This window comes from Haloarcula vallismortis ATCC 29715, from assembly GCF_000337775.1.
In the GTDB taxonomy this organism is placed as follows: Archaea; Halobacteriota; Halobacteria; order Halobacteriales; family Haloarculaceae; genus Haloarcula; species Haloarcula vallismortis.
Window position 1 is genome coordinate 37,268 of record NZ_AOLQ01000055.1, and the last position, 13,694, is coordinate 50,961.

The 13,694-nt window shown below is 56.4% G+C and carries 11 protein-coding genes; 5 read left to right on the forward strand and 6 right to left on the reverse strand.

Features of this window, described 5'->3' with window-relative positions:
- The first annotated feature begins 109 nt into the window (after positions 1 to 109).
- The 3 genes from C437_RS13045 to nagZ all read left to right on the forward strand — a co-directional run bounded on the left by C437_RS13045 (position 110) and on the right by nagZ (position 3,535).
- Positions 110 to 970 (forward strand): carbohydrate ABC transporter permease, encoded by an 861-nt coding sequence (locus C437_RS13045; RefSeq protein WP_004517433.1) that lies wholly within the window; start codon positions 110 to 112, stop codon positions 968 to 970.
- A 1-nt stretch (position 971) separates the two neighbouring features.
- Positions 972 to 1,889: a carbohydrate ABC transporter permease gene (locus tag C437_RS13050; RefSeq protein ID WP_049919792.1), complete on the forward strand. Its 918-nt coding sequence runs from the start codon at positions 972 to 974 to the stop codon at positions 1,887 to 1,889.
- A gap of 98 nt (positions 1,890 to 1,987) precedes the next feature.
- Positions 1,988 to 3,535, forward strand: a complete 1,548-nt coding sequence (gene nagZ, locus C437_RS13055; RefSeq protein WP_004517435.1) for a beta-N-acetylhexosaminidase — start codon at positions 1,988 to 1,990, stop codon at positions 3,533 to 3,535.
- Between the two features lie 39 nt (positions 3,536 to 3,574).
- On the opposite strand, the gene C437_RS13060 is transcribed toward nagZ, so the two are convergent.
- Both C437_RS13060 and C437_RS13065 read right to left on the reverse strand, forming a co-directional pair.
- Positions 3,575 to 4,279 carry a PIG-L deacetylase family protein gene (locus C437_RS13060; RefSeq protein ID WP_004517436.1) on the reverse strand — a complete coding sequence of 235 codons (705 nt, stop codon included), beginning with the start codon at positions 4,277 to 4,279 and terminating at the stop codon, positions 3,575 to 3,577.
- Positions 4,280 to 4,323: 44 nt separating this feature from the next.
- The gene (locus C437_RS13065) at positions 4,324 to 5,541 is read right to left on the reverse strand and encodes an aminotransferase class V-fold PLP-dependent enzyme (RefSeq protein WP_049919794.1); all 1,218 of its coding nucleotides are present in this window, start codon (positions 5,539 to 5,541) and stop codon (positions 4,324 to 4,326) included.
- A gap of 131 nt (positions 5,542 to 5,672) precedes the next feature.
- Here C437_RS13065 and C437_RS13070 point away from each other — a divergent pair, with 131 nt between their 5' ends.
- The gene (locus tag C437_RS13070) at positions 5,673 to 6,803 is read left to right on the forward strand and encodes an ABC transporter ATP-binding protein (protein ID WP_004517438.1); all 1,131 of its coding nucleotides are present in this window, start codon (positions 5,673 to 5,675) and stop codon (positions 6,801 to 6,803) included.
- 1,030 nt (positions 6,804 to 7,833) lie between these two features.
- Complete coding sequence (locus tag C437_RS13075) at positions 7,834 to 8,586, forward strand: IclR family transcriptional regulator (RefSeq protein WP_049919795.1); 753 nt, start codon at positions 7,834 to 7,836, stop codon at positions 8,584 to 8,586.
- Between the two features lie 259 nt (positions 8,587 to 8,845).
- Here C437_RS13075 and C437_RS13080 read toward each other — a convergent pair whose 3' ends face one another.
- Genes C437_RS13080 through C437_RS13095 form a run of 4 tightly spaced genes read right to left on the reverse strand, consistent with a single transcriptional unit; the run spans position 8,846 to position 13,602 of the window.
- On the reverse strand, positions 8,846 to 9,568 hold the full coding sequence (locus C437_RS13080) for an ABC transporter ATP-binding protein (protein WP_004517440.1): 723 nt from the start codon (positions 9,566 to 9,568) through the stop codon (positions 8,846 to 8,848).
- A complete protein-coding gene (locus C437_RS13085) occupies positions 9,565 to 10,329 on the reverse strand; it encodes an ABC transporter ATP-binding protein (RefSeq protein WP_004517441.1) in 765 nt (254 codons plus the stop codon). Before C437_RS13085 ends, C437_RS13080 begins: the two co-directional genes overlap by 4 nt.
- On the reverse strand, positions 10,322 to 12,346 hold the full coding sequence (locus C437_RS13090) for an ABC transporter permease (protein ID WP_004517442.1): 2,025 nt from the start codon (positions 12,344 to 12,346) through the stop codon (positions 10,322 to 10,324). Before C437_RS13090 ends, C437_RS13085 begins: the two co-directional genes overlap by 8 nt.
- 8 nt (positions 12,347 to 12,354) lie before the next feature.
- On the reverse strand, positions 12,355 to 13,602 hold the full coding sequence (locus tag C437_RS13095) for an ABC transporter substrate-binding protein (RefSeq protein WP_004517443.1): 1,248 nt from the start codon (positions 13,600 to 13,602) through the stop codon (positions 12,355 to 12,357).
- Positions 13,603 to 13,694 lie beyond the last annotated feature (92 nt).

Sequence of the window (13,694 nt, forward strand, 5' to 3'; positions counted from 1 at the left end):
CGCGTACCAGCGAGTCAGACGTCGGCTCCCAGCAGTTCATATCCCGTACGTGAGCTCATTACCAGCAAGCCAGCGGTTCGGGCTCAAGCTCATTGCTCCGGCCCTGGCAATGATGCTGCTCGTTCACGGGATTCCCGTCATTCTGGGGTTCGTTATGAGCTTCTATGAGTTCCCATCGCTCAGATATACCGACTGGTTCCGTCCCGAGACGTTCGTCGGACTTGCCCACTTCATGAAGGTCTTCCAGAAAGACACGATCTATGGTGCACAGTTCTGGAACTCGCTCAAGGTCACAGTTCTGTATACGGTTGGTTCGGTGATAGGGACGTACGTTCTTGGACTCGTCACCGCGCTCACTCTGGATAAGCAATTTCGGGGCAAGCTCGTAGCGAGGACCGTAATTCTGCTTCCGTACGTGACGCCGGTTGTCGTCACGCTTCTTACCTGGCGGATGATGTTCCGAAGCGATACCGGGGTCATCAACGCCTTACTCCGACAGGCCGGACTCATCGAGGGGTCCCTGTTCTGGCTGCTGGGCCCAAACTCGCTGTATGCGATAATTATCGCGAACGTCTGGCGGAACTTCCCGTATGCGGCAATCATGTTGTACGCTGGACTGCAGTCGATTCCTGAACAGTTGTACGAGGCTGCCGAGATAGATGGAGCCGGTCGATGGGGGAAACTTCGGTATGTCACACTGCCACAGTTGAAGCCCGTCTCTGCCGTCATTCTACTGCTGTTGATCCTCTGGACCTTCATCAACTTCCCCGTCCCGTACATTCTGCTGGGCGGGTCACCAAGTGAGTCAGGGAACGTACTGATGTTACTCATTTACTCCTTTGGGTTCAAGCAGAGTGCGTACGGAATCGGGTCCGCACTCAGCGCGATGCTGTTCCTGTTCTCGATGACCATCGCATACGTCTATTACAAGCGCGTTGTGGCGTCAAGCTACGACGGAGGTACTATCTGAGATGCTTAGTTCGCTCATGGCTGCTGTTGGGTCAGAGAAGACACTCGTCCCTGACGAAATGCGACTCACTGCGGACGGTAAAGAGCTCGTGTACCAGCTGCTCTGGCGCTCCGTGCTCATCCTGATTCTGATATTCGCGATATTCCCCGTCTGGATGATGTTCACGACATCGTTCAAAACCCGCACTGAAGTGCTACAGCTCGGGCTCGACATACTTCCGACAGACCCCTATGTCCAGAACTACTTCCTGATGTTCCAGCGATTCCCGCTTGTCGATTACTACGTTAACAGCCTGATCATTTCGAGTGTGACAACGGTCCTCTCGCTGCTTATCGGTGGACTGGCTGCCTACTCGTTGTCGCGGTATGAGTTCCCCGGCAAGGAGAAGTTCGAGATGGGAGCACTCGCAACCCAGATGATTCCGGGCGTACTCATCCTCATCCCGATGTTCCTGTTGTTCATCTTCATGGACCAGTCCCTGAACATTCCGATGAAAGATACGTACCATGGCATGATATTCCTCTATACGACGTTCACCGTCCCGTTCACCATCTGGATGCTGCGTGGGTACTTCGACGCGATTCCGACCGCACTGGAGGAAGCCGCACGAATCGACGGCTGTACACGGACACAGGCCCTGTTCCGCGTCGTAATGCCGCTTGCAGCACCGGGCCTGGCCGCTACTGGAATGTTCGTGTTCCTGCTCGCATTCAATGAGGTGCTTTTCGCGTCAGTGCTGGCGACTGACAGCGTCACGCCGTTCTCCATCGGGATTCAGAACTTCCAGCAGCAGGATCAGACGATGTGGGGCCAGATGATGGCTGCCTCGACACTCGCCGCGGTGCCATTGCTCGCGATCTTCGTTGTGTTCCAGCGGCAGATCGTTTCTGGGCTAACATCCGGGAGCGTCAAACAGTAACCTCGGACAGATTTTTGTGGTGGTTCGCGGCCGCAGACGTAGTTTTATATCCCCAGCACATCGGATGTTGTTATATGCAGGCGCAGACGGTAGCGAGTATGCCAGTAGCACAGAAAGTCGGCCAGTTATTCATGGCTGGCTTTGATGGCTCCGAGCCGACTGATGGGGTGTTGGAACTGATTCGTGAGTACAACCTCGGAAACATCATTTACTTCGCCAGAAACATCACGTCGCCAACACAGGTGGCAACACTCTCAGCGGAGTTACAGTCGGAAGCCACAGCAGTTGGCGCTGGTCTTCCGCTGTTCGTCGCCACCGATCAAGAGGGGGGCGTCGTCTCACGTCTCAACTGGGGCACGCAACTGCCGAGTCAGATGCTCATTGGGGCCTGTGATGACGACGTGATGGCCCGGAGGGCAGGTGCGACCGTCGGGCGAGAGTTACGGAGTCTCGGGATCAATCTGAACCTCGCGCCGGTCCTCGATGTCAACAACAACCCAGACAACCCCGTAATCGGTGTCAGATCCTTCGGGGAAGATCCAGAGCGTGTGGCCACGCTGGGCACAGCCATGGCTCAGGGCCTCCAGTCTGTGGGTGTCACAGCCTGTGGAAAGCATTTTCCCGGCCATGGCGACACAGCAGTCGATTCACATCTCGATCTGCCGGTAGTTGCCCACGAGCGGTCCAGACTGGAACGCATCGAGTTCGCACCGTTCAAAGCAGCAATACAGAGCGGCATCGACGCGATTATGACAACACATGTCGCATTTCCGGCCATAACCGGCAGCAAAGAGCTGCCGGCGACGATGTCGTCAGCTGTGCAGACAGCACTTCTTCGCAAGCAGTTAGGATTTGATGGGGTACTCGTTACGGACTGTCTTGAGATGGATGCGATTGCTGAAGGCGTCGGCCCCGCCGAAGGGGCTGTCCGTGCAATCGAGGCGGGGTGTGACATAATCACTGTTTCGCATACACTTGAGCGACAGCGGGCGGCGATTGAGGCCGTGCTTTCGGCCGTTCGGTCGGGGCGGCTTACCGAGGAACGAATCGACCGGTCGCTGTATCGCATCCGGCGTTGTAAACAGCGACGGCTGGGTGAATCTGAGACTGTCGAAGTGCCGGAGTGGCGTCGCTGTGCGACCGCGTCGAAACAGCTCGCAGCTGAAATCGCGGACTGTGGGATAACACTCGTCAGAGATGACAGCGAGACACTACCGTTCGATACGTCACGTCCGCTACACGTGGTCAGCTTTGCCGGGACGCGAGGGTCGCCCGCTGAGGACGAGCGTTACGACCCAGAGGTGGTCTCTACTGCGCTCAGAGAGGTCGGCTTCGAGGTTACGACACAGATTATAACTGGGGACGATCCAATCAGTATTGAGGCAAAAAACGAACAGATGATAGCTGTCAGTTACGATGCACGGGCTACCGAGTCACGAGCAGAGGCACTCCAGAGTCTCAGTCAGCATCACGACCAGTTGGCTGTCCTTGCTGTGCGGAACCCATATGATCTCTCTATCTGTCCGGATACGGTTACGTTTTTGACGACGTACGACTATTCGCCAGGCGCAATTCAAGCGGCGGCAAAAACACTGGCAGGGAACGTCGAACCAACGGGGACGCTGCCGGTCACGGTTCCAGAATGAGGGGTTTACACCGACAGTGTTCGGGCGGTCGCCGGAACGCTATCCGAGAAATTCCTGTGCGGACTCATGTAACGGGACGAACCCCTCCGCGCTCCGGGCACCAGCCTGCTTACCGAACACGAGGTTCTCAGCGCGAAGTCCGTCGATGAGGTTGTCGAACTCAGCATCGATGCCGCCGTGTTCGACAAGGAACTCCACCTGTGACTCGTGTTTCCTGATCGCTGTGACCTTTTGCTCGAGATACCCATCGATATCGATGAACAGGGATGGGGTAAACTCCGATGTCGGCTTGCCGAAGTAGTAGATATTATCGGGGTCACAGGGCTCGAAATCCGTCTCAACGAGGGGTAGCGAAGCCATGTAGTACGCGTCGGTAACTAACCGTGACGTCGCTCGGTGGTCTGGATGTAGATCGTCTTTATAATGCGTGAGGATGATATCTGGGTCATACGCCCGGATGACATCCACCATCTCGAATCGGTTCTCAAGGGAGTAAGTGACACGTCCGTCTCTGAACCCGAGAAACGCGACTTCTGACGCGCCCAACACTGCACCGGAGGCGCGAGCCTCCTGTTCACGGACGCTCGCGACCGCTTCCCGTGAGTCCGTTCGCAGCCCGCCGTATTCGCCGCGGGTCATGTGTACAATACTGACCTCGTCGCCACGTTCAGCGTGCTTTGCTATCGTACCGCCACAGAAGACATCTGCGTCGTCTGGGTGAGCAACTACTACGAGGACATCCATGGTATGCTATAGTATTGTAAGTTATTATTTATATTTTTTCTTTATTACAGATGGGTGAGCAGGCGGTCGATGACGTACGCAGCACCGTCTTCATCAAGACACATCGGGTTGAGAACAATCGCTCCCTCGTCGATACGGTCCTCACCGACATATACGCGGGGATCATCACGCTGTAGTTCCGCTACCAACGCAGCTGCTGAGAGAGTGGATTGTGAGTGGCTTATGTCCACAATGACCCGGGGAGCAACACTCTGCTCACCGCCGGCGACAACTGTGGTCGCCACGCCCGCTGCCTCGAGTTGGCTCGCCATGCTCTGGGCGAGATCCTCCCACTCGGCAACCAGTGCTTCCTGATCCTCCTCAATGAATAGGTCCAGCGCGCGAATGAGGCCGACAAGTTCCTCTTTGCCGACCTTGAGTGACCGTCCGATTCCCTGTCTGGGAACCCCGTCGAATCGGTCCGTATGGATAAGCGAACTGGGTGGGTTCCACACCCGGCGGTCGACGTGCATATCCTGATGCTGCACAGCGATTGAGCGGATGTACCGGCGTTTACCGGCGACGATACCTGTCGTCTGTGGGCCGCGAATCCCTTTGCCACCACTGAACACGACCATGTCTGCTCCCTGCTCGATGAAACGAGAGAGGTTCGCAATGGGAGGCACCTCTGCGGCAGCGTCGACAATCACAGGAATGTCGTGTCGGTGTGCAATCTCTGTGACAGTCGAGAGTTCGGGCTGTGTGTATGCTTTCTGGACATACGCAACCCCAGCAGTGTTTCCGTCGATGGCGCTTTCGATTTCCCAGGGTTCCACGTTTGTTGCGCCGGTGCCGAGATGGTAATCGTTTGTTCCGACATCGACGATATTTGCGCCAGCCGCTCGCAGCGCGTGGTCGTATCCTGTCCGGTGAGTTCGAGGCATCACGATGTCGTTTGGCGCGTCTGTCGGATGGGGTAACTCCGACATCGTCTTCGGGTCGTCCCCTGCAATCGCAGCGGCTGCGGCCAACAACAGGCCGGCTTCAGCACCCGGCGAAACGTATCCGGCTTCCGACCCAGCGATTTCAGCGATTTGTTCTGACGCCCGTGCCTCTAACTCACTCAACTGGACGAATTCCTTGGCAGCGGCACGCATAGCTTCCGCAGCTTCCTCTCGGATGAGGCTGCCGCCAATTCGCGTTTTTGTGCCCGCTGCGTTGATGACCGGCGTGACACCGAGCTGACGATACACCGACTCTGACTCTGTTGTAGATGGAACCATAGTTGTACGCTTGTCATTCCCGCTAGCGCTATATACGAACTCGAACTCCCTCCAAGTATATGAAAGATTCCCATCTATGATCGAATAACACAAACTATTATATATCTCTGTAGAACAATAACAGGTATCCCATGGCACAGTTAGAGCTTGATGGCCTTGTCAAGACATTCTCCGACGGAAGTGATGAGGTCGTCGCTGTCGATACGGTGAATATGTCGCTGAATGACGGTGAGTTCCTGGTACTGGTCGGCCCATCCGGGTGTGGGAAATCCACGACCTTGCGGATGGTTGCCGGGCTTGAGACGGCAACTGAGGGTGATATTTTGATCGGTGATGAGTCTGTTATTGGCAAGGAGCCCCGTGAACGTGACATCGCAATGGTGTTTCAGAACTACGCGCTCTATCCACATATGACCGCAAAGGAGAATATGTCGTTTGGGTTGAAGATGACGACAGATCTGGATACAGAAGCGATTGAACAGCGCGTAGCTGAGACAGCCGAGATGATGGGAATCAAGGACCTGCTTGATGACCCACCAAAGGAGCTGTCTGGTGGCCAGCAACAGCGAGTAGCTCTTGGGCGGGCAATCGTTCGGGACCCGGCAGTGTTCCTGATGGACGAGCCGCTGAGCAATCTGGACGCCAAACTCCGGACAAAAATGCGGACCGAACTAAAGCGCCTCCAGAACGAACTCGACGTTACGACTATCTATGTCACCCATGATCAGACAGAGGCCATGACGATGGGCGACCGTATCGCTATTCTCGACGACGGAGTGTTACAGCAGGTTGGTACACCACTGGAGTGTTATCACCGTCCAGCCAATCGGTTTGTCGCCGGGTTTATCGGGTCGCCCTCGATGAACTTCATCCAAGCCGCCGTCGAGGACGGGTCGCTAGTGCATCGGGAATTTACTTACGCGCTGTCTGCCGAGACCGCCGCCCAGCTTGACGGGTACGAGGACGTCGTTCTCGGTGTGCGGCCTGAAGATATTCAGCTCAGCACCGCGACGGGGCCAGAGCAGACAGTTACCGCGACTGTCGACGTCGTCGAGCCGCTCGGGGACCTGTTTCATGTGTACGTGACGATTGACGGAAAGCAGTATACGGTTACTGTCGAGGATGGGGCAGACCTCAGAAATGGACTCACAGTCGGACTGAAGTTCCCAGAAGACACGATCCACCTCTTTGATTCGGCCACCGGCACCGCGATCAAAAACAGTGAAACGAAAATCGACGAAGAAAGTCCAGTTGCAGCCTGACTTTTCACAGTCTGTACCGATTGGGAGGACGTGAGTCACGAAGACGAGCAGTGGTTGCTGGTGACAGTGACGACTGAAGGGTGCGCAGTCGAATCCCAGAGACAGAACTACCGACCGTATGCGCTGATAGATGCTTCCACAGCATTCAATATTCGCTTTCTGCGGGCAAGTTCGAGAGTTTATTTCGTAATGTGACACTCATACGGACAGCCTTCAGGAGTCGGTAGCAGGCCGGAGTCGCTTGCCAGCCGAACTGCTATGAGTGGGAGGCGTCAAGATTACAACCATCAACTGTTTCGTAATACGATATCGGCGACAATTCAGATAACAGGCGTACAAACATTACCGGAGTGGGCAACTTGTCCTGCCACTCTTACTAAACGCGCAAGCGCAGCAGAGAACCAGACCCAACCCTGACTGGTATTCAACAGGTATGAACAGCTTTCAGTGTAGTCCAGATTGTTTCGTGACAAGTACAGAGTTCCCAAACCACAGACGACCAACCACAATATAACAGACGTACATATGTTAGTATTGCCAGTATCGACCCGAAAGTCGCCGATAACAGGAGCGGTATTTGATTGAACTACCACCGGAAGCGTCTGCGCTTGTCCACGGAGAGTGCTGAACCCAAACAGGGCAGGTCGAAGTGGACCGGACCACCGTGGCAGGACTAGTCGCAATTAGCGACGGTATCCTCGCTATGCTTTCATCACATTTCGTCGGCCAAGACTGGATTCAACTCTATTGAACGCAATAGTAGACCGTAAAGATACCAGCGTGCGGTAGCTGACCGACCGGAACGAAACCGCCGGGACCGGGCCGCACTACTCCGTTTTTTCATCGCGGCACAGCAGTAGCGGACACGTGGGCCGGAAAGTGGACGCACAGGTGATTGTCGAGTCCTGTGTTAGTGTAGCATGATATGATCGACCCAACAGCGATTGGACGACACCGGGCAGAACAACTTACGGGCAATGAATTCAGTCTGATTGAACAATTTTATAAACATTTAGCCGAATATACGCGTATGACAGGACAAGGCCCGATAGAGTCCGCCGAGAGAGTACTGGACATTATTGAGGCACTGAAAACAGAGCAGGCGCTCGGCGTCACCGAGTTGGCAGAGCGGGTGGGGATGCCCAAGAGCACGGTCCACGTCCACCTCTCAACTCTCAAGAGCCGAGGCTACGTCGTTCAGGACCAGAACAAGGCGTATCGGCTGAGTTTGCGGTTTCTGGACGTTGGGATGAAAGTCCGTGAGCGACAGGAAATGTATCAGGAGGTTAGGCCGAAACTGAATGAGATAGCTGCCGAAACTGACGAAAAGGCATGGTGGATCGTCGAAGAGAACGGAAAGGCGGTCTTTTTAGCAAAGTCACTCGGCAGTCGAGCGATTCAGACAAACTCACAGATCGGCCAGTACACCGAACTGTACAGGCTCGCTGGTGGCATGGCAATCCTCTCAGTGTTGCCGAAACACCGACGGGAGACAATCCTCGAAAGCTACGACTATCCCCTCCCCGACGGTCGAAACAGAGCGGAGCTCGAAGCAGAACTCAACGAGATTCAGGACCGCGGCGTCGCCTACGGTATTGACCAGTTCCTCGAAGGCGTAGCCGGTGTTGGTGCACCACTGGTAGATAACGCCGGCAACACGTACGGTGCTATCAGTGTTTCGGGACCAGCGAACCGACTGGATTCGGAACGCATCGAAAACGAGCTGACCGGACTTATTCGTGGGATATCCGGCGAGCTGCAGGTGAATCTCTCCTATCAGTAGTTCGACTGACTCGAACACCGCTTATCTCGGCGAGACACCCGTGATACCGTTTGAATCACGTACAACAGGGCTCTGGACGGATAATATCTGGTTCAATAGAGTAGAACGAATCGTGTGAAACGTACACATCCGAATCAGCGCTATCACTCAGTGTATGGACCTCAAACAGTGGTCGGGGGACACTGTAGCGAACGGGACCACTGTACCAGACAGTCGTATAGCCGAGGGTTGAGTCGTTGTCTGGCGATTATGACGAGAGTCAATCAGTGACGCCGACGCCGAGATGCTGGTCAAGCACCTCCTCGTTGTCCTGAATCTCTGCCGCAGTTCCCTCGTGGACGATCTTGCCCTTTTCGAGGATGTACGTATACTGTGAGACCTCCAGTGCAACCGGGATGTTCTGCTCAACGACCAGTACTGTGATACCCTGATCGTTCAACTCAAGGATAAGGTCCTCTATCTGTCGGACGACATAGGGTGCGAGCCCTTCCGTCGGTTCGTCAAGCAACAACAAATCCGGGTCAGCAGTCAGGGCACGACCGACCGCAAGCATCTGTTGTTCACCACCTGAGAGGACCGAGCCGTCCTTGTGTTCTCGCTCCGCGAGGTTCTCGAACATATCCAGTACATCGTCAACTGACGGCCCAGCAGGTGATTCAGCACCAATCTCACCCATTCTGATGTTCTCCCGGACAGTCAGTTCGGGAAAGATACGTCGTTCTTCGGGAACGAACCCGATACCGCTCCGGATCGTCGCCTCTGAATTACGTGTCGTGATGTCCTCACCGTTGAACGTGATTGACCCACCAGTCGGAGTGATATTGCCGACGATTGAACGGAGCGTCGTCGTCTTGCCGACCCCGTTGCGGCCGACCAGCGACACGACACTCCCCCGTTCGACGTCCATTGAGACGCCCTGTAGCACCTCAGTCATGCCGTACCCGGCCCGGACATCTTTGAGAGACAGTAGCGGATCAGTCATTCTCGAACACCACCGAGGTACGCATCACGGACGTCCTCGTTGTTTGCAATCTCTTCGGGTGTTCCGCTTGCGAGTTCTTCGCCGCGGGTGAGGACGGTAATCCGGTCCGAAACACGCATCACGAGGTCAATGTCGTGTTCAATAAGCATCAGGGACTGGTCTGCAAGAACAGTGTCGATAAGATTCATTGTGGCCTGTGTTTCTTCGCTACTCATTCCGGCGGTCGGTTCATCGAGCATGACGAGGTCGGGATCTGTCGCCAACACGAGCCCCAGTTCGAGTCGTCGCTGGTCGCCGTAGGCCAGGGCTTCTGCGTGCTCGTCAGCCCGATCTTGGAGACCAATCTGGTCCAGCACTGTCTCAGTTTGCTCGGAAATCTCCTCAAAGCTGTTCTTGTTACGGAACAGCGCCTCGCCCGGGTTGATCCCCTCGCTATGGACGGACTGGGCTGCCAGACGCACGTTTTCCCGAACACTGAGGCCGCCGAACACATTCGTGATCTGGAACGAGCGCCCCAATCCACGGCCAACTCGTTCGTGTGGAGCAACGTCAGTGATATCCTCACCTTTGAAGCGGACGACTCCCGCTGACGGTGACAGCGCGCCAGTGATGAGATTAAACGTCGTTGTCTTCCCGGCCCCGTTTGGCCCGATGACACTCCTGAACTCACCATCTGCAACCGACAACGACACGTCGTCGACGGCGGTCAGTTTGCCGAACCGTTTCGTCAGTCCGTCTGTTTCGAGGACAGTCTCAGTCATCGCTTCTCACTTCCGTCTCATCCATGTCAACAGCACCGTCCGCGTTGTTGGCCGTCTCCAGTCGCTGTGCAACAAGAGACGGAATCGATACGATACCGCGTGGGACGAACAGCACGAATAGAATAAACAGTGTTCCAATGATAAGCCGCCACTGGTCGGTGTACGACGAGAGGAATTCTTCAGCCCCGAAGAAGACACCAGAGCCAATCATGGGACCGTACAGTGTGCCCATCCCACCGAACAGCGCAATGACAATGACCTCACCAGAGTGGATCCAGTTGAGTGTCTGGTCCGGTGAGATGATGACAGTCGACGGACTGACAGCGAGAAGCCCGCCGGCCAGTCCAGCCATACCGCCGCTGATGACAAACGCTCGGCGCTTGTATCTGTTGACGTCGTACCCGATGAACTCCGCTCGCTCTTCGCTTTCCCGGATCGACTGCAGGACACTGCCAAACGGCGCGTTCATCATGCGGCGAGCGAACAGGAGCGAGAGCACGGCAATTAGCAGGGCGAGATAGTAGAACACGAACTGCTGTCCGACCTCGTACCCCAGAAGGCCGAACTCGATGTTCGAGAGTGCCGCTCCGACGCCGCCGAGTCCAAGGAACGCTTCGAAGCCGAGCAAGCCGTCGCTCCCGCCGGTGAAGTCGAACTTGAACACGGCACTGTAGAGCAACTCCGCGAACGCCAGCGTAATCATTGCGAAGTACACGCCGGAGACGCGAATCGAGAGGCTTCCGACGATCCAGGCCAGGATTGCACAGAGGAGAATAGCCCCGAGTAACACGACAAAAACCGACTGCGAGTAGTGCAACATCACGAGCGCAGCGGTGTATGCACCGACGCCGTAGAACATCGTGTGCCCGAGCGGCACCAGTCCGGCGTATCCCATCACGATATCCAGACTCAGGGCGAAAATGGCCCAGATGAGGATCTCATTGAGGACGACAAGGTAGTACTGATCGCCCATGAGCAGAATCGCCACTGGCGCGACTGCGAGTGCGACCACGGCGATTCCGCCGAGCCGGACCCGTGTGCTGTCTGCCAGTATCCCGCCGTAGCCGCCGACGAGAAGCTCACCTTCGCCCTCTGATTCCTCACCCCGTGTTCCAAACAGCCCTTGCGGTTTGACGAGCAACACTGCGATCATAAGCAGGTACACGGTCAGCCCTTCGAGATTGGGAACACTCAGCGTTGTATCACCGAACGTGGCAAGGACACTCCCACTGTAGGCCCGCATCAGCGTCTGGACGACGCCGACGAGCAATCCACCGAAGACGGCCCCTCTGAAACTACCGAGGCCACCGAGAACGACAACGACGAACGCCGGAATGATGACGCTGTTTCCCATCCCGGTGTTCACGTTCTGGTAGCCGCCAAGGACGATTCCGGCGACGGCAGCCAGTGCCGCACCGACGCCAAAGACCAGTGTGTAGTACTGGTCGATATCAATACCGACGTTGCGGACCATCTCACGGTCCTGAGACCCGGCACGGATGATCATCCCGTACTTTGTCCGGTTCAGTAGGTACCACGTCACGACTGCAAGCAACGCCGCAAAGGCGATCATGAAGTAGTTGTACACGGACACCTGGACGCCCAGTATGGACACTGGTTGGCTCAGATACGCGGGGACAGCTAGCTGTCGTTGCTGTGTCCCCCAGATCAGACGGATGCCGTCGTTGATGACGAGTACGAGCCCGAACGTCAGAAGAATATGATACAGCGGGTCCCGGCCATACAACGGTCGGACAGTCGTTCGCTCGATAGCGGCACCGATGAGACCGACGACGACCGGTGCGACCACTATTGCGACCCAGAATCCAATCCCAGCACCGAACGGCGCGATGATGCTCAGGGAGAGATACGCACCGAGTGCGAACAGTTCGCCATGGGAGAAGTTGATTACGTCCATTACGCCGAAGATGACTGACAGCCCGGCGGCTAGCAGGACGTAAACCATCCCCAGGGTGAGGCCATTCAGCAGTTGTTCTATGAAGTCGGCAGCGACCATTGTGCTACCTACATCTCACAACCGAGGTCACTGGCCGGTGGCAGCGTCTCCGACCCCGGGACCTGCTCGAGCAATTCGACATCCGCTGTATCACCGTCGCCCTCGACGAGCTCAGCCATCCACGTTGGGTTCGTGGCCTGATGGTCGCTCTCTCGAAGCGTAATGTCTCCCAGGACTGTCGTGAACGTGCCGCCCTCAAGTGCGTCTCGGACATCTGCCGGTTCGGTACTCCCAGCTTTGTTCATTCCTTTCGCCATCAACCGCATCGAGTCGTAGCCGACACGGGCGAAGTTGCCTGGCTCTCTGTCGTTTTCGCTGGCGTAGGCCTCAACGAATGCCGGATTGTCACCGGTGTCGAGCGAGGGGTCGTACCGAGCGCCGCCGAAGGTACCGACACTGTTTGCGCCGGTTCCAGCACGGACACTCTGGAACGTCTGGGTCGGACCGACAACAGCCATCTGGTCGGTGAGGCCCTGATCCGCGGCCTGGTTGGTGAAGTTCACCAGGTCACCGCCGGTCATCCCCAGAACGACCACGTCAGCGTCAGAGTTGCTGATCTGCGTGATGAACGAGCCGTAGTTACTGGCACCCAGCTCGGACGTTGATGTCCCGACCTCAGTGTAGTCGTCGCTGGCGGCCTCCATGCGCCTGCTGGTGCGGTTGTACACCGAGTCGCCGTACGCGTAGTCCGCATAGTGGAACCAGACGTTGCTCCCCAGATTATTGACTGAGTAGGCAGATATGGCCTCGGCAATCTGTGCAGTGTTCGTTTCGAAGCGGAACACCCACTCGTTGCAGGCAGACCCAGTGATCGGGACTGCTGCGCCGCCGGGGAAGTAGATGTGCTCCGACTGAGCGGCGAAGTCGTTCAGCCCGAGTGCAACGGAGCTGGAAATCGCACCGAACACGAACTCCGCCCCCTCTTCCTGAACAACGCGCTGTGCCTCGGACTGTGCGGCTCCGGCCTCGGTCTCCGTGTCGCCCGTCACCAGCTCGAACTCGAAGTCGTAGTTGTCGTTGTTGTTGATTTCCGTTACGGCGAGCTCAGCCCCAGTTCGCTGGCCCGGCCCGAGAGAGCTGAAGGGGCCGGTCATCGGGTTCAGGCTCGCAACGGTCACAGCACCGTCGCCGCCTGTGGACCCGCCCTGACAGCCAGCGAGGCCAAGCGCGCCGACCGCGCCGGCGGCGGCGAGGAACTGTCTCCGTGAACGGTCGATGCCCGCACTACTGTCTGATGAAGTACCTTCGCTCGACATAGGTTCATTATCTATTGTTAAGCAAATCGTATTAAAGCCTTGCCCCATGTCGGCGTGTCGCTCGCTGTCCGCACCCTTCAGGCTCAGCAGTA